Source organism: Pseudoalteromonas sp. GB56, assembly GCF_054923835.1.
This window is the reverse complement of record NZ_JBPCHK010000001.1, coordinates 1,873,975-1,890,486: the sequence shown is the minus strand read 5'-3', so window position 1 is coordinate 1,890,486 and position 16,512 is coordinate 1,873,975. Positions and strand designations below refer to the sequence as shown.

The 16,512-nt window shown below is 46.7% G+C and carries 12 protein-coding genes; 8 read left to right on the top strand and 4 right to left on the bottom strand.

Annotated elements, in window-relative coordinates; genetic code table 11:
* The first annotated feature begins 150 nt into the window (after window positions 1-150).
* The 4 genes from ACH19P_RS08955 (at window position 151) to ACH19P_RS08940 (ending at window position 5,639) form a co-directional block, all read left to right on the top strand.
* Window positions 151-1,431, top strand: a complete 1,281-nt coding sequence (locus tag ACH19P_RS08955; protein ID WP_462158242.1) for a hypothetical protein — start codon at window positions 151-153, stop codon at window positions 1,429-1,431.
* Entirely contained in the window at window positions 1,428-1,982 is a 555-nt protein-coding gene (locus ACH19P_RS08950) for a condensin complex protein MksE (protein WP_462158241.1), read from the top strand. The genes ACH19P_RS08955 and ACH19P_RS08950 overlap by 4 nt, the downstream gene beginning before the upstream one ends.
* Entirely contained in the window at window positions 1,983-4,769 is a 2,787-nt protein-coding gene (locus ACH19P_RS08945; RefSeq protein ID WP_462158240.1) for an ATPase, read from the top strand.
* 330 nt (window positions 4,770-5,099) lie between these two features.
* Window positions 5,100-5,639, top strand: coding sequence for a cytochrome b (locus ACH19P_RS08940; RefSeq protein WP_462158239.1), 540 nt, complete (start codon window positions 5,100-5,102; stop codon window positions 5,637-5,639).
* Between the two features lie 70 nt (window positions 5,640-5,709).
* Here ACH19P_RS08940 and secF read toward each other — a convergent pair whose 3' ends face one another.
* From secF to ACH19P_RS08925, 3 genes are all read right to left on the bottom strand, one after another.
* Window positions 5,710-6,609, bottom strand: a complete 900-nt coding sequence (secF, locus tag ACH19P_RS08935; RefSeq protein WP_462158238.1) for a protein translocase subunit SecF — start codon at window positions 6,607-6,609, stop codon at window positions 5,710-5,712.
* Complete coding sequence (gene secD, locus ACH19P_RS08930; protein ID WP_462158237.1) at window positions 6,602-8,452, bottom strand: protein translocase subunit SecD; 1,851 nt, start codon at window positions 8,450-8,452, stop codon at window positions 6,602-6,604. Before secD ends, secF begins: the two co-directional genes overlap by 8 nt.
* Before the next feature lie 116 nt (window positions 8,453-8,568).
* Complete coding sequence (locus ACH19P_RS08925) at window positions 8,569-9,021, bottom strand: hypothetical protein (RefSeq protein WP_462158236.1); 453 nt, start codon at window positions 9,019-9,021, stop codon at window positions 8,569-8,571.
* 169 nt (window positions 9,022-9,190) lie between these two features.
* Between ACH19P_RS08925 and ACH19P_RS08920 the strand changes: the two genes are divergently transcribed.
* The gene (locus tag ACH19P_RS08920; RefSeq protein ID WP_462158235.1) at window positions 9,191-10,477 is read left to right on the top strand and encodes a Glu/Leu/Phe/Val family dehydrogenase; all 1,287 of its coding nucleotides are present in this window, start codon (window positions 9,191-9,193) and stop codon (window positions 10,475-10,477) included.
* Here the strand turns inward: ACH19P_RS08920 and ACH19P_RS08915 are convergent.
* Window positions 10,459-11,049, bottom strand: a complete 591-nt coding sequence (locus ACH19P_RS08915) for a TetR/AcrR family transcriptional regulator (RefSeq protein ID WP_462158234.1) — start codon at window positions 11,047-11,049, stop codon at window positions 10,459-10,461. The two genes, ACH19P_RS08920 and ACH19P_RS08915, sit on opposite strands and share 19 nt — an antisense overlap.
* A gap of 329 nt (window positions 11,050-11,378) precedes the next feature.
* On the opposite strand from ACH19P_RS08915, the gene ACH19P_RS08910 reads away from it, so the two are divergent.
* From ACH19P_RS08910 to ACH19P_RS08900, 3 genes are all read left to right on the top strand, one after another.
* Window positions 11,379-12,563, top strand: coding sequence for an efflux RND transporter periplasmic adaptor subunit (locus tag ACH19P_RS08910; protein WP_462158233.1), 1,185 nt, complete (start codon window positions 11,379-11,381; stop codon window positions 12,561-12,563).
* 7 nt (window positions 12,564-12,570) lie between these two features.
* Complete coding sequence (locus ACH19P_RS08905; RefSeq protein WP_462158232.1) at window positions 12,571-15,744, top strand: efflux RND transporter permease subunit; 3,174 nt, start codon at window positions 12,571-12,573, stop codon at window positions 15,742-15,744.
* A gap of 133 nt (window positions 15,745-15,877) precedes the next feature.
* On the top strand, window positions 15,878-16,474 hold the full coding sequence (locus tag ACH19P_RS08900; protein WP_462158231.1) for a PilZ domain-containing protein: 597 nt from the start codon (window positions 15,878-15,880) through the stop codon (window positions 16,472-16,474).
* Window positions 16,475-16,512 lie beyond the last annotated feature (38 nt).

Genomic DNA, 16,512 nt, shown 5'->3' with positions numbered 1-16,512 from the left:
ATGGTCTTCGCGGCTATTACCCATTCGTGGTAAATGACATTTTTTTTACATTTAAAGTGTAAAGCTCAGGCAACAACTGAAAAGCTATTTTACCACCTTGTCCCTTTCGTTATAATCGTGCCCTATTGCCAAGCACAAAGAACTAACATAATGATAATAGCGAAACGCGTGCTTAATACCCTCAACGAGCTGTGGCCAGTGTTGGAAACACTGATGAAACGCTTCAAAATGGGGGATTTCAGCATCAAGGAAGTGCAAAGCGTAATTAAACAGCATTTTCCGCATTATTCTGGCGCCCAAATCTACAAAGAAACCAATCGCCTCATGAACCAAGATATTTTGGTTCCCCTTGCGAAATCGTCACAATTAGAGATAAACCGTGCAATCAGTGATTTTGCCGCTTACCTACTTCAAGATGAAAGTTTAGGAGTTGCTGGTGAGATAAATGTGCTGGTAGACGACTTAGACCGCTTGAGCAACAAGCTCGAAGACGCCGTTGTCGATAACGACTATGGCGATATCAGTCGTTACAGCCGCATTATGGATGAACGGGTGCGTAAAATCGTTAAGCTTTATCAGCACAACGAAAACGCCATTTATAACTTGGTCGAGCAAGCTAAATCGAACAACTCCAGTATGTCACTGGCTAAACGTTATAAGGCTGTCATTGAGGCATTCGATGAATATATTGAGCCCATGTTGGAGATGCTGGCAATTAATGGCGCGTTTCAAGTGTGCTTTGATAGCATCGAGGCTCGCCTCACTGAACATCTGATTGAGCTTAAACAAACGGGCCGCAGTAGCACCACCATTCGCATGCTTGAGCAGCTACGCACACGTATTTTGGATATGCACCATATTGGCCGCGAAAGCTTACGCCAAAGCGCCGACATGCTCATGCCGCTGCGAGAAGAGCTAAGACAAAACACCCTCATTACTCGCCAAGCAGCGAAAGTGTTGAGCTTAATACGCAAACGCGGCTTGGATAACGTGATGAGCACGCATCAGCCCTTCTTTGTCTCTGAGCCACAGCACCACCAACTTGGCAGCAATGCTCAACTTGTGTCTTATATGGCGGGATTAAGTGAATTTGAAGAACATGAATTTGAAATGCCGGATGCCGATGCAGCTGTGCCATATCACGCGCCGCATATTCCAAGCTTTAAAGATGTTCGCGCACTATTTAAACCACGCAAAGCCAAGGATAAAGCCGCGAAGCAGCAAGTCATTGACGTGCTCAATGACCACTACCCTGACCTTGAATCAGATGAGTTATTGTATCTCTATCAAAAACTTATTAATGACCCAACAATGACCTTGTCACAAAGTGACGCACCAGAGTATAAAACCCTCGCTGGTAAACGCTTCTCCTTGTATCCCTTCGTTGATGCCAGTGACAATAAACAAAATAAGAGTGACAACGCGCTATGAGCACAATCGATTTAACTCAGCTCACGCAGCTGCAATACATCAATAAAAAACTAGTTAGCGGCTATCACATTAGTGAGCAAGATAACCTTGCATGGCAGGAATTGGATCAGCATCAAGAGCAATACGACGCTCTATTCAGCGCAATGGGAAATACCTTGGTGCATGACGCCCGCGGCTTTTTCTATTTTGCCACCGACGAGGGTACGGCGAATATGGGGAAAATTTCCCGCGCTATCGCTTTATTCATTTACACCCTTATCGAGCACTACGCGAATAAGGGCCAAGACCCAATGCGCGCTTTGTTCGACAAAGACGTTGATTTAGAAATTTGCCAAGAGCTGGTGCTCAATAACAAAGCCTTGTTTGATCAACTAGAAATTTTCTCAGGCTCCGACCTGCGTAAAGATGTGCTGATGCGTATGGTGCGTTTGGGTATGGCTAAAGCCAAGGATAAAGACAGTGTGTTCCGCCTTCTTGCGCCGATTCATCGCTATTTAGACGCACTACTTGAAGTAAACGACGACGCTTTTGAAAGCGCGGAGGAAGTATAAATGCAACAGTTACATGGACTGAGTAAGCTCGCGCTATTAAACACTGCAGGCTATGCCAAATGTGTGATCCCGCTTGATAAAAGCAGCTCGATTTGTGCGCCGAATAACACCGGCAAAAGCTCGGTGATTAATGCCCTGCAATTTCCGCTGATCAATGACTTACGTCTTACCGAATGGGATGGCCATGATTTAGAAGAAACGCGCAAGTTTTACTTCAATTCTGACCAGTCTTACATCTTGCTTGAAGCAGACTTACCTCACGGTAAGGTGGTAATTGGGGTTGCTGGATTGGGCAAAATTGCCGGTTACGGCCACCAGTTCTTTTGTTACAACGGCGCGTTAAATCTCGACGATTACACCGACAACAAGCGTATTGTTAAATTCACTCGCTTGTTTAACCACCTTAAAGACAAAGGCTTCAACCCAATTGAGCTCAAAGCGCAAGAACTCAATGCCCTACTCATTGGCGGTGCAACGCCATTTGATGGCGATATTAATTTGCGCATGATCCCGCTCAACAACGTGAGCGATGCACCTACCTATAAAGAAATTTTTCGACGCATGTTGAACCTGCATAAGCTCGGTGCACCGGATGTAAAACGCTTTATGTTGCGCGTGTTTGAGCGCCACATGTCCAATGCCAACGTTGATTTCTATGAAGTGTGGCAACGTGCGTTTGATAAGGTTAATCGTGCACGCCGTGAACTCAATGCCCTAGAAACCATGCAAGAGCCCATCGCCGCACTTGAGAGCATGCTAGAGCACCAAAGTGCACTCAAAGGCAAGCTTGGCGCATTTGCGCCGAAAATCGACTTGGCGCTGGCCGATTTCGACGCTTATTACGATGACCAAAATGCGACGCTTAACGAGCATCTAGAAGAGATAAGCGCTGAGAAAGAAGAATTTGAACAAAAACAACGTTTGTATGTGCAGCAATCTCGCGACATTGAACGCAAACTAACTGAGCTCAATGCGTGGTTTGCGGATTATGATGCCCTGCATCATGAGTTTGAACTTGCCGATTCAGCGACATTGCAAAGTGAACTCAAAGCGCTTAAACATGAATACGAAACGCTGACGCACTCACTCAAAAGTGCGGAAGGGCAAAGTCTGCATACCCTTGATTTTCGAATCAAAGAAACGCAAAAGCAGATCAAGAGCCTCAAACTGCAATTGAAGAACCTAGAGTACAATCTCTTCACGCGTATGCGCGAAGATTTGTCGCTCAAGGAAGTAGAAGAAATTTCCCGAATTCTCAATCCTGATTTACTGTCATTTGCGACCACCAGCGGCGGTGAAATTACTATCGACGATGAAGATGCCTTTGGTGATTTCCTCTCTTTGCTTAGCCAAGCGGTTCGCGGTGCCGAGTTGGTGCTGCCAGGTGCCACCATCTCGTTAAAGAAATTGCCTGTGGTGCAAATGCAAAGCGGCGCAGATAAGGCGCAACTGAGCGAGCAATTGCAGTCGCTCGAGCGTTCATTAGCGGACTTAAAAGCGCAGCGTGATGTGGCGGCTGATGTGGCTGGCAAGCAAGCTGAGCGTGACGCCTTGTATGACCAATTAATGAGCCAAGAAGCGGCGTTGAAACGCTTTGAGCAATATCAGGTGATGCAACGCAGTGTTGAAGCTCAGCAAGCCCTGCAAGAATCGCTTGTGGGCGAACAAGAAGAAGTGGACGCGCACCTGAATGAAGTGCAACAAAATGCCGCTGGCATTGCTGACAGACGTGCAATCATCAACTCTAAAAAGGATGCATTAGAGCGCCAAAAAGCCCGTCTAGCGCAGGTGAAGAGCGAGCGTTTGGACCACACGCTCGATTTCATCTCAGGCAAGGTGACGCCGTATCTTATCGATATCAATGTCGATCTGGATGCCCTAGCTGACACCATTCACAGCTTTAATAAAGACTGCCAAGAGTTGCGTAATTTCGATATCAACGTCCGCAATACCTATTTGCATATCTACAATGCGGGTATTACCAAGTTTGATAATGAAAACGATGAACTCAGCAAATACCAGAAGCTTATCAGCGCATACCACAACATTGATAACGAGCGCGAGGCGGTTAACCGTCAAGCGCGTGTGGCATTGACCGATGTTGCCGCGACCATCAAGGGCTTACGCCAAGATTTAAACCGCCTAACCTCAGAAATGCGCCTCTTTAACAATGGCATTGGTGAGCATAAAATCTCTAACTTACAAGGCTTTAAAATTGATGTTGTGCCACGCCATATGTTGGTGCAAAGCATTGATACCATCTTGGCTACGTCTGATTTATATGAGCAAGGCGACTCGCTTGATTTGCTCGCCGAGCAAGACGTGCGTGAAAGCGAAGTCAATGAGGCCAAAGATCAGTTAATTAAATTAGCCTCTGAAAAAGCAGGCTTAACCCTCAGCGATCTATTCGATATTCGCTTTGAGGTTATAAACCGTGCTGGCGAAACGGAATATTTCGACAAAATCGACTCTGCTGGCTCCAATGGCACGCGTATCACCATTAAACTACTGTGTGGCATGTTGTTTATTCGCCATTTGCTATCCGACAAAGAAAAGAGCCAGTACCGCGTGCCGCTGTACATCGATGAAGCGGCTGATATCGACCCACAAAACCAACAAGCGATTATCGAAACCGCATTGAGCTTTGGTTTTGTGCCGATATTTGCCTCGGTGAAGCCACAAATTAGCTGTGATTACATCGTACCGATTCGCACGCTTGGCGATGGTAAACAAAACTGGGTGGATGAAAAAGACTGGATCCGCGTCGAGAACGAAGAGCTGGTTTAACCCCCTGACCTAGTTAGTTATGAATTGAGCCGTGAATACTCTTCACGGCTTTTTTATTGCTAATTACCCGCATTGTGGTTTGTGTTCACTCTTTTGTTTCATGTCATCGCAGTCGTTATTTAACTGTGAATGAAAGACCTTTCCAACAAAAAACAACTGAGCAAATAAGCCTGTTGTGCGTGCTCAAATGCAGATGTTCCCAATCACCCATTGAGCATGCCTGACACATATTTGCACATAGAAATTTGCATTTCTTTACTGTTTTATATCTCGATATTGTTTCCAAGATTGCGCATACTGGTTCCTAATATAGAAATAAGGAGTTAGCCAATGAATAAGTCTCTTTCTAAACCAACCATTATTCTGCACTGGCTTACAGGGCTGTTGTTTATTGGCGTTTTGGCATTTGGGTTGTATGTCGAAGAAATGCCTCGCGGACCCGAGAAATTTGAAATGTTGGCGCTGCATAAGTCATTTGGTTTTACGGTGTTAATGATTGCGATCGTGCGGCTGTTTTGGCGATTATTCGAAGGCGAAATTTCCCACGTTGCTAAATTAACGCCATGGCAAGACATCCTCGCCAAAGGCACGCATATGCTCTTACTTATCGGCACCTTACTGATGCCTATTTCGGGAATTATGATGAGCGTAGGAGGTGGCCATGGCTTGTCAGTATTTGGATTTGAAGTATTCGTTAAAGCAGACAAAATTGAGTGGATGGGCAATCTAGGCCACGATATTCATGGACCCGCTGCGTGGGTGTTAATTGCAGCCTTGCTGTTGCATGTTATCGGTGCATTGAAACATCAGTTTTTAGACAAAGATGGTACCCTCAGTCGTATGCTAGGCGCAAAAGTAAAATCTGATTAATAATTTGCCGCTTCATTCAAAGTTTAATGTGTAACAAGGGAGCCTACAGGCTCCCTTTTCGATTCCATTGTTATGGCTGTGCTAATTGACGCTTAACCTCCTCAGAGTCATCACGAGTGTAGTTTTGGCTACTCAAACCCAAAAACTGCGGCAAGGTTGCACTAATAAAAATGGATGACCACGTACCCACCAACACACCAGTAAATAAGGTAATCGCAAAACCACGCAACGGTGCGCCTGCAAGCCACCAGATACTGACAATCGTGCCTAAGGTTGTTAAGGAAGTAATGAGGGTTCTGCTCATAGATGCGGCAATGGCCTCATTGATCATCTGCGCCACTTTACGACTCGGATGAGCTTGAATGAGTTCACGAATCTTGTCACCAATGACGATTGAATCATTCAGTGAATACCCTATTATCGCCAGCACAGCAGCAAGCACAGTGAGGGTGAATTCAATATCGAAAAAGCTCAACACCGCAAGCGTTAACAACACATCGTGAACAAGTGCCACGGTTGCAGCAATGCTTAGTCGCCATTCAAAACGCACCGCAAGATAGAGCATCACCGCGATGGTTGCGAACAACAAAGCCAAACTGCCCTGTTCGATGAGTTCGTCTCCTGCCGCTGCGCCTAAAAAACTGCTGTCGAGTTTAATAGCCTCTGATTGCGCCAACCATTGTGCAAACCAATCTGCGTCTGCCAGACCATTTTCGGGGGTTTGGTATACTTGCCATTGATTTTGGCTACGCTCACTCAAACTATAGGGATGATGAATATAATCATTAAGTTGCGCCGTAAGTTCATCGTGGCCTATGGGCTGTGTCACTGTGAATTCACTAACGTAGCCACCCGTAAAATCTTGCCCAAGGTTTACACCATCAACGGCAATGACTCCTGCACTGACGAGCATGATCAAGGCACTGATAGCCAGACCGACACGGCGCACTATATTCATTGAATTACGCATGACGCACCTCCTTGTTTGTTTTGTAAAACCAAGAAGAGAGATAAGACGATACAATCACACCGCTAAAAACACTGGTCATGATCCCAAGTGCGAGGGTAATAGCAAACCCCTTCACTGGGCCATAACCGATACCAATGAGGACCAAAGCACATATAAATGTGGTTAGGTTTGCATCAATAATGCTGCTCATTGCTTGTTGGTAGCCCTGTTGCAACGCGTGTGTTCGTGAGCGACCTAATCGAATCTCATCTTTCACACGCTCAAAAATGATCACATTGGTATCCACCGCCATGCCTATGGTCAACACCAAGCCAGCAATGCCAGGTAAGGTCAACACCACTCCAGGTAATAAAGACATTAAACCGACTAAACATATCAAATTCACAGCTAACGCTATGTTAGCCACCACACCTAACCGGCGATACCAAAGCAACATAAAACCAAGGGTCATGCCCAATCCTAACAACAAGGCTTGAAATCCATTGGTGATATTTTGCGCACCCAGAGTCGGTGTTATGGTCTGCTCTTTATTAATTTTAATTGGCGCTTCAAGAGAGCCAGCACGTAACACCAAAGCAAGATCTTGCGCACGCTGCCAATTGCCTAAGCCTGTGATACTGAAACGTGTGCCCAACGCTTCGTTGATAGTCGCAACTGATATCACTTCCTCGCGCATTTGTACTGCGCCAGTGGCATCCGCCACGTACTCGCTGTACAAAGTCGCTATGGGTTGACCAATATGGCTGCGCGAAAAGCGATTTATTTTCTCACCACCAGATTGAGACAACTGTAATTGCACCATAGGCTGACCCATTTCATCGCGACCAGCCTGCGCCCCTGTAATATCATTGCCTGTAAAGATGGCTTTGGCATCAATGTTAACCACCCCACCATCTTCATTTGCAACTCGCTTGCCCCCAATTTCAGCCAAACCGTGAAATGATAAACGTGCGGTCGCACCAATAATACGTTTGGCTTCGCTCGGGTCTTGTACACCGGGTAGTTCGATGCGAATGCCAAATTCGCCTTGGCGCTGTACTAACGCTTCAGTGATCCCAAGCTCTTCGATTCGCTGTCTAAGTGTTGATATGGCTTGTTCCATATCCGCTTTGGCGAAATGCGTTTGCTGCTGGGTGTTATAGAAAAAACGCTGCTGATATAAGGCACTGTTTGACTCAGCGACCACAGAGACTTGTGGAAAAAGTGTCGCTAATTCGTTACTTAGCTTAGTCGCATTATCCTCAAAAGCCTTTTGAGCACGAACAATCACGCCTCCTTGCTCTTTGTGTACAGTTACACCGCGTAAGCGCTTTTCAATGCGTAAGCTGTTTACTTGCTCATACACCGCGTTAATTCGATGCTCCATTGCCTTTTGCGTGTCCACTTGCAACACAAACAGTACGCCACCACCAAGATCCAGTCCTAAATCGATGGGTGCAATCGCTAAGCGCTGCATCCAAAGAGGCGTCGTAGCGTGTTTGCTTACTTTCACCTCGGCAAGTGGATAATTCTGTCTCAGCAAGCTGGCCGCGGGTGCACTCAGTGCAGGACGTTCAAGTTGCACTTTCATCTCGGCAGCACCGGTGTCCACAATCTGGCTGACCTCATATCCGCTTGCTAATAATGTGTGTCGCACGTTAGCAACACTAATCTGGCTATCACTCAATGACAAAGTGATGACATTGGTATTGGGGTATAGATTACCGAGCGCACTGATGGACAGTACGAAGATAAGCACTATCACGCTACATAACTTAATCAACGAGCTAGCACTGCGTCTGGCACGCTTGTCCTTAGGTGTGGGTGACGCGCTCAGGGGCGTCAGATTTATTTTGTTATTCATAATTCCTACTCAGCGCTCGCCTACACGAGCGCGTAAATCGCGCCAATCACAACAAGGTGTTGGCAAAAAACTTACGATGTGCGAAAAGTCACTAACAGGTTTGTAAAGTGACGTGACTAAGCAGGAAGGTGCTCGTAGAGCAATCGGCTTCGATAAGTGAGATTGGCAGGTTTATAGTTGTCGACTAACCCCGAATTGGGCTGAGCGTTAACCATAAACCAAGGGACATGCACAATAGATTGCTCATGCACCCAGGTTCGCGCATACAAAGGCGCATCTTGCGCAAGTGTGTAAGCTAGCAAATAGAGCGCTTGTTGCTGTGGATGCAAGAAATAACTAGGGTGCGAGCGCATCGCCCGTTCTGGCATGTATACAGGTGTGGGTGTAGGGGCATGGTGTTTTTGTGCAACCTGTACGCTTGTGTCTATTAGCAAACAATTCAATTTCTTAATTGAATCTTGTGTATGACACACTTGCGCATTCGCCTTGCTCGAATTTGGCACATGGGCACTCGCACTACCACACAGTAGAGTGAACGCAGCCACCAAAACTACAAGCCAAAATCGCACTAAACCCATCCCCAAATAGAAATTAACAACAGCAAAAGTGTAAATTTTGCACTTTGCCGCCTAGTCTATATGCGTACAAAAATCGAAATTTCAATTCGCTACGTAATAAATATTTCAAATAGCAGTGATTTCTCCCTACAACCTAACGTCGATATCGAAAGGAGGATAAATGAGTAGCGCAGTGTTTGAAGACGCCGTTTCGCGCCTAACACGTATTGGCGAACAAACCGGATGTTCAAAATTGGTGATTGACGCACTTTGTCACGCTAATGCGATGCTAAACGTGCATGTTGAAGTACGCATGGATGATGGCCATACCCGTTATTTCCCAGGTTACCGTTGCCAACACAATAATATTCTTGGCCCGACCAAAGGGGGGATTCGCTTTCACCCCGATGTTGGCGCCCAAGAGGTGCAAGCACTGGCACTGTGGATGACATTGAAATGCGCCGTGGTGGATATTCCTTTTGGCGGTGCTAAAGGCGGCGTGAGTGTTGACCCAAAAGCACTGTCGCCGATGGAATTAGAGCGATTAAGTAGAGCATACGTACGCGCCATGGCAGATTTTATTGGCCCTGAACGAGATATTCCTGCACCGGATGTGTACACCAACGCCCGAATCATGGGGTGGATGATGGACGAGTATGAAAAGATTACTCGAGTGAAAAATCCGGCGGTGATCACCGGTAAACCCATCGCTCTTGGAGGCAGTTTAGGTCGTGATGATGCCACAGGCCGCGGCGCCTATTTGTGTATTAAAGCGCTCGAGCAACGGGACTGCCTGACACCTGAAGAAACCACTGTTGCTGTTCAGGGCTTTGGTAACGGCGGCTATCATGTAGCACGACTGCTGGCAGAAGACGGCTATAAGGTGGTAGCAATCAGCGATTCCCAAGGCGGTATTTATCGTCAACAAGGACTAGATGTAAAAAGCGTCTATCAACAAAAACAAGAGCATAAAGAACTCAAAGCTGTCTACTGCGACGGCTCAGTTTGTGAATCGGTTGAGCACGACACTTTGTCCAATGCAGAATTACTGACCCTTGATGTCGATATTCTCATTCCCGCGGCGCTTGATAGTGTCATCACCCAAGACAACGCCACAAAGATACAAGCGCGCTACATAATCGAAATCGCCAACGGGCCGGTCACCAGCGATGCGGATGCCATTTTGAAAGACCTCGGTGTGATTGTGATACCCGATATCCTCGCCAATGCAGGCGGTGTGACAGTGAGTTATTTCGAATGGGTGCAAAATAGGACGGGCTATCACTGGAATCAAACAAAAGTGCACGAAGAGTTGAAAGACGTAATGACGAAGGCATTTAAACGCGCTAACACACTGGTTCAAGAAAAAGGGTTAGATTTTCGTGATGCGGTATATGCCGTTGCTTTAGCACGCTTAAGTAGCGCCATTGAAGCGCACGGCACACCTGATTACTTTAATGGCGGTTGAGTGAACAAGCGACTCGTTAGCTCAACAAGTTGATCGAGCTTTTCTTTTTCAGCGGGTTGTTGCCATTTGATCAGCTGCTCCCAAAACGCCAGCTTTTTCAAACTACCGAAGAATACGGTAGCTGCAATGTCAGCAGGAATGTCATGCAACGCGCCCGCGGCCTGAGCTTGATCAAACCAATCGTTAATGCCCTGCTCGCAGTTTTTAAAGCGCTCTTCGAGCAAACCCGCACGTTTTTTAGAGCGCAATGACTCAATGATGATAATACGCGAAAGCGTTAAGTAGTCTTTGTCTTGCGTCAGCTTGAGTGACGTGTCGGCAAGTTTTTGTAACTGTTCTTTGATTGGTGTTGTCGGACAATACGAATTGTCATGCAGCGGCCGAATACGCTCAAGCAATAAATCCACCACCCCATCAAATAGTTGCTCTTTAGCACTGTAATATTTGTATAAGGTGCGCTTGGATACTTTTGCTTTAGTCGCAACGGCTTCCATCGTTGTACCTGCTAAGCCGCGTTGGGCAAACAGGGCGATTGCCGCGGCCATAATTGCTTGTTGTTTAGAACTACTCATTTCTTGCCTCTTTGCTAACACGATGAAGTATAACGAAAGTCAAAAAAAATGACACGAGGTAAACGAAAAAGTATACCTAAATTAAAAAAAAGTATACACTGTCGTTTACTCAGTGACAGTTGGGTTACATTGATTACAGTTACCCACCTTCCTAACCACACTGAGTCTTGTAATCTATACTAGAGCGTGTTGATTTATGTGGAATTCACTGTGAATAACGCACAGATCTTCAGGCCCTTAAACAAGCACGGCTACCACCCAAGATCATTAGCAGGGTCAGCCGTTATGGCTACAATACGACTTAATTAGCTCAGGGAAACGCTTATATTATGCGCCGTAACTTATTTAACTTGTCTTCTCGCACTACCATGTTCACCTTAATGGGTGTACTTACTTTGAGTGCGTGTTCCGAGCAAGCACCTCAGCAGGGTCACTCAATGCCCCCTGCGCAAGTAGAAATCCTCGAAGCAACACCTGTTGACGCTCCGTTTGTAATTTCATTACCAGCAACAGTGTCTGGTTCGAAAGAAGTTGAGATCCGCGCCCGAGTCAGCGGTGTGATGGAATCTCGCAACTTCTCTGAAGGCCAAAAAGTAGCAGCGGGTGAATCATTATTCACGATTGATTTTGCTCCGTATAAACTGGCTTATGAGCAAGCTCAAGCAGCTGTCGAAGCTGCGCAAGCACGATTAGAGCAAGCCCAACGTGAAAGCAAACGTCTAGCAAAACTTCGTGAAGACAGATCTGTATCACAACGTGATTATGACAATGCCCTATCCAGTGTAGATATTGCCAAAGCTGATTTAAGCGCTAGTCAATCACAACTGCGTGAAGCCAAGCTGAACTTGGATTACGCGCAAGTTAAAGCGCCTGTTAGCGGCATCATGGGTCGTGAGCAAGTTTCAGAAGGTACGTATGTATCAGGACCAGAAGTATTGCTTACGCAAATGACTGCGTTTGACCCAGTACGCGTGCGCTTTGGCTTATCAGAGCGTGAGCAACTGACTATGCGCCAAGAGCAAAAGCGTGGTTTATTAACGCTGCCAGCCGATGGTAAATGGCAAACACAACTTCGCCTACAAGATGGCACGGCTTATGAGCATGTCGGCGAGGTAAACTTCACCGATGTACGCATTAATGCCAACACAGGTACCTCCGAGTTCCAGGCAATCGTACCAAACCCTGACTTTAGCCTGCGCCCAGGACAATTTGTGCAAGTTGAGCTAATTGGTGCAGTGCGCAAAGGAACATTTGCCGTTCCTCAACGCGCAGTATTGGACAATGGTACTGGCAAATTTGTGTATGTGATTGGTCAAAATGAGCAAGGCATGACCATTGCCCGACCAGCGCCTGTTGAAGTAGGTGAATGGTACCGTAAACAAGATGGCGACAAGGTTGAAAATTTATGGATCATCCGCAGCGGACTTAATCAAGGCGATCAAGTTATTGTTGAAGGCATGGCGCGTATTTTCTTCCCAGGAATGCCTGTCACCGTGAACAACGCGAAGGGATAAGCGCATTATGTTTTCTCGCTATTTTATAGACAGACCAATTTTCGCGTTTGTGATCTCAATTGTGATTGTGCTCGCAGGCCTTGCAGCAATGCGTGCCCTGCCGATTGCACAATACCCTGAGATTGCACCGCCGGTGGTTCAAGTAACGGCAAACTACCCTGGTGCATCTGCACAGGTACTTGAACAAACCGTTGCAGCACCACTTGAAAACGCAATCACGGGTGTTGAAGGCATGATGTACATGTCTTCAACCTCAAGCAGCGCAGGTTCGACAACTATCGAAGTCACATTCGAAATTGGTACCGATGCCGACCAAGCTGCTGTGGATGTGAATAACCGTGTTAAACAAGTAGAAGCACGTTTACCTGAAGAAACACGTCGCCAAGGTGTCGTGGTTCAAAAAGGCTCTTCAAGCTTTCTGCAAGTACACGCTTTTTACTCTCCTGATGGCACACGCTCTGCACTGTGGACGTCAAACTACGTGACGTTAAACATCCTAGACCGTATTAAACGCATTCCGGGTACCACCAACGTGCAAATTTTTGGTGCAAAAGATTACGCCATGCGTATTTGGCTGCGCCCTGATTTGATGAGCCAATTGGGTGTCACAGTTGATGAAATTACCAGTGCGATTCGCGAGCAAAACTCGCAATATGCGGCCGGTAACATTGGTGCAACACCGACACTAGAGTCGCCTCAGTCATTAGTTTACAGCGTCACTGCTCGTGGCCGTATGTCTGAGCCAGAAGAGTTTCAGAATATCATTATCCGCGCAAATGCTGATGGCAGCTCATTGCGACTTAAAGATGTAGCTCGCGTTGAACTGGGTTCACAAAACTACAACTTTGAAGGTAGCTTTAACGGCAAAGAAGCTGTGCTGATGGGTATTTTCCTGCAGCCAGGTGCTAACGCACTGGAAGTAGCTGAAGAAGTTGGTGCCGTGATGGATGAGTTTAAACCTCAGTTCCCTGCAGGTTTAGAACACGTTGTTTCTTACGATACAACGCGTTTTGTTGAGGTATCAATTCGCGAAGTACTGATCACCCTCGGCGAAGCTATGGTGTTGGTATTCCTGGTAGTCTACTTATTCTTGCAAAACTGGCGTGCAACGCTTATTCCTACGCTTGCGGTACCAGTATCACTGCTGGGCACATTCGCCGGCATGTATATGCTTGGTTACTCAATCAATACTCTCACCCTGTTCGGTATGGTGTTGTCCATTGGTATTGTCGTCGATGACGCCATCGTGGTACTCGAGAACGTCGAGCGTATCATGCATGAAGAACACGTGAGTGCCCGCGAAGCAGCGATTAAGGCCATGGAAGAAGTGTCAGGCCCTGTAGTCGCAATTGTACTGGTGCTGTGTTCTGTGTTCGTACCAATCGCGTTCTTAGGGGGTCTAACGGGTGAACTATTCCGTCAATTTGCTATTACGATTTCGATTGCGGTGAGCCTATCGGGTGTTGTTGCCCTCACCATGACACCTGCGTTGTGTGTGATGATTCTGAAACATGAGCACAAGCAAACAGCCCGCTTCTTTGTATGGTTCAACAAGTTCTTCGAAGCAATCACCTACAAATACGTGGGTGCAGTGGGCTTTATAGTGCGCCGCGGTGCATTGGGCCTGATCTTAATGATCGCAATGGTCAGCGCCACAGTGGGTATTTGGCAAAAGACACCTAGTTCACTCGTCCCTGACGAAGACCAAGGTTTCTACATCACGGCTATTTTCTTACCGGATGGTGCTTCCCTTGAGCGTACAGCAGAAGTGGTGGACGAAGTGGTTGCTGCGGTTAAATCAAACCCTGCGAACGAAGCCGTTGCTGCTTTTACGGGTTTTGATTTCATCGGCGGTGGCTTCAAAAACAACGCTGCAACCTTGTTCGTAACGCAAAAGCATTGGGATGAACGTGAAGTTGACACCAAAGCACTTGTTGGCGAGCTATTTGGTAAAACTGCGCATATCAATGAAGCATTAGTATTGGCATTCAACCCACCCGCTATCTTTGGTTTAGGCAGCACAGGTGGATTTGAATTCTATATTCAGAACAAAGGCGCTGGTGGCCCTGAAAAGCTACAACAAGGTATGCAGTTGGTCATGGCCGAAGCACAAAAGAGCCCGATTGTTGGTAGCGTACAAACACTTTGGCGACCAGATGCACCGCAGTTAAAGGTTGATATTGACCGTGAACAAGCACGGGCTATGGGCGTAAACATTAACGATGCGTTCAACACGCTTGCGGGTACTTTAGGCACCTACTATGTGAACGACTTCAATAAGTTCGGTCGTGCATGGCAAGTACTGATGTCTGCTGAAGCACAATATCGCATGCAGCCGCAAGATATTGGTCGTATCTATGTGAAAAGCAGCACCGGTGAAATGGTGCCCATGTCAGCATTCACCACTGTTGAGTTTACCCGTGGCCCTGACAGCCTCTCGCGTTACAACAATTTGCCAGCGGTAAAATTGTTAGGCGAAGCAGCGCCAGGCTATAGCTCAGGTCAAGCAATTGCCGAAATCGAGCGTATCGCCAAGCAAGTACTGCCAGCGGATATGACGTACGATTGGACAGGTACTGCGTTCCAAGAAAAACGTAGCTCAGGTACCACGGGTATGGCATTGGGTCTTGCTGTAATCATGGTATTTTTGATCCTCGCTGCGCTATACGAGCGGTGGTCTTTGCCATTATCTGTGATGTTGGCGCTGCCATTTGGTACGTTCGGTGCGCTTATTTCAATCTGGATTGCAGGGATGACCAATGACGTCTACTTCCAAATTGGTTTGGTTACCCTACTGGGCCTTGCTGGTAAAAATGCTATCTTGATTGTTGAATATGCGCTACTCAAACACCAACAAGGTTGGAGTGCGGCTACAGCAGCTCTTGAGGCGGCACGCTTACGTTTTCGTCCCATTATCATGACCTCACTTGCGTTTATTCTTGGCGTAGTACCTCTGGTATTGAGCTCGGGTGCAGGTGCAGGTGCACGTCACAGTGTGGGCACGGGTGTCATGGGCGGCATGATGGCGGCGACTTTCTTAGCCGTGTTCTTTGTGCCTCTATTTTTCTATTGGCTAACGCAACGACGTCTGGGTGAATCTCGCTCACGTAAAGAGCTTGCCGATGAAATCGCAGAGCATCACAAGAAAGAAAACGTCGATTGCAAAGAAGGGATTGTGTGATTCACAGCCAAGCAATCTGCAAGTAAAAAAGGCGCCTTCGGCGCCTTTTTTGTACCCGCTAAAAAGCCCAAAATCCTTTTAAAATCAGAAGATGACAGCTAATATTGAGAAATCAGCGGTTTACGAGATGGTTATGGCTAGGAACAAAGAAGAGTTATTCGGTGAATTTTTTCAAATCCAAGAAAGAATTAGTGTCGTTGTAGAACCCGTCTCTAAAGATGATGTTCCTGCTAGCGCTGAGGAGCTGGAACGCGATATTCCAGCGCTTTATAAACTTGCTAACGAAGTAAACACGCTCGAGCAAAGTGCGCTTAGGCCTCTGCGCCTATTGGGCGAGACAGCCGGAGAACTTGCCCACTATTTATCGTTGCAATCACGCAAGATTGACCTGATCCTAAGTCATATACTCATGCAGGAAAACACCGACCAACCCACCGAGAAAACGCAAAGTTATGGTGGTTCAGGCTTTACGCTGAAGCGCGAACAAGCGATGGATAAAGGTGACTTTGTGCGTTGTAAATTATTCCTGCAACAAGAAGCCGCTGCCATTTATTGCTACGCAGAGGTAATCGACGTCACCGCCAAAGATGAACATTACAGTCATAAATTATTGTTTTCTGTGCTTCGCGATCAAGACCAAGAATTATTGGTGCGTTCGAGTTTACATGCGCAAACCCGTCAGCTTAAAAAGCGTCATGAAAAGCAGCAAGACGAGGACAGTACCACCTAAGGTCATGCTTCTTAAAAAATCACGGTGCAGACATTAAA

What these genes read in the sequence shown, in the direction of transcription:
- ACH19P_RS08955 (WP_462158242.1), top strand. Translation starts at nt 151, where the DNA reads ATGATAATAGCGAAACGCGTGCTTAATACCCTCAACGAGCTGTGGCCA.
- ACH19P_RS08950 (WP_462158241.1), top strand. Translation starts at nt 1,428, where the DNA reads ATGAGCACAATCGATTTAACTCAGCTCACGCAGCTGCAATACATCAAT.
- ACH19P_RS08945 (WP_462158240.1), top strand. Translation starts at nt 1,983, where the DNA reads ATGCAACAGTTACATGGACTGAGTAAGCTCGCGCTATTAAACACTGCA.
- ACH19P_RS08940 (WP_462158239.1), top strand. Translation starts at nt 5,100, where the DNA reads ATGAATAAGTCTCTTTCTAAACCAACCATTATTCTGCACTGGCTTACA.
- secF (WP_462158238.1), bottom strand. Translation starts at nt 6,609, where the DNA reads ATGCGTAATTCAATGAATATAGTGCGCCGTGTCGGTCTGGCTATCAGT.
- secD (WP_462158237.1), bottom strand. Translation starts at nt 8,452, where the DNA reads ATGAATAACAAAATAAATCTGACGCCCCTGAGCGCGTCACCCACACCT.
- ACH19P_RS08920 (WP_462158235.1), top strand. Translation starts at nt 9,191, where the DNA reads ATGAGTAGCGCAGTGTTTGAAGACGCCGTTTCGCGCCTAACACGTATT.
- ACH19P_RS08915 (WP_462158234.1), bottom strand. Translation starts at nt 11,049, where the DNA reads ATGAGTAGTTCTAAACAACAAGCAATTATGGCCGCGGCAATCGCCCTG.
- ACH19P_RS08910 (WP_462158233.1), top strand. Translation starts at nt 11,379, where the DNA reads ATGCGCCGTAACTTATTTAACTTGTCTTCTCGCACTACCATGTTCACC.
- ACH19P_RS08905 (WP_462158232.1), top strand. Translation starts at nt 12,571, where the DNA reads ATGTTTTCTCGCTATTTTATAGACAGACCAATTTTCGCGTTTGTGATC.
- ACH19P_RS08900 (WP_462158231.1), top strand. Translation starts at nt 15,878, where the DNA reads ATGGCTAGGAACAAAGAAGAGTTATTCGGTGAATTTTTTCAAATCCAA.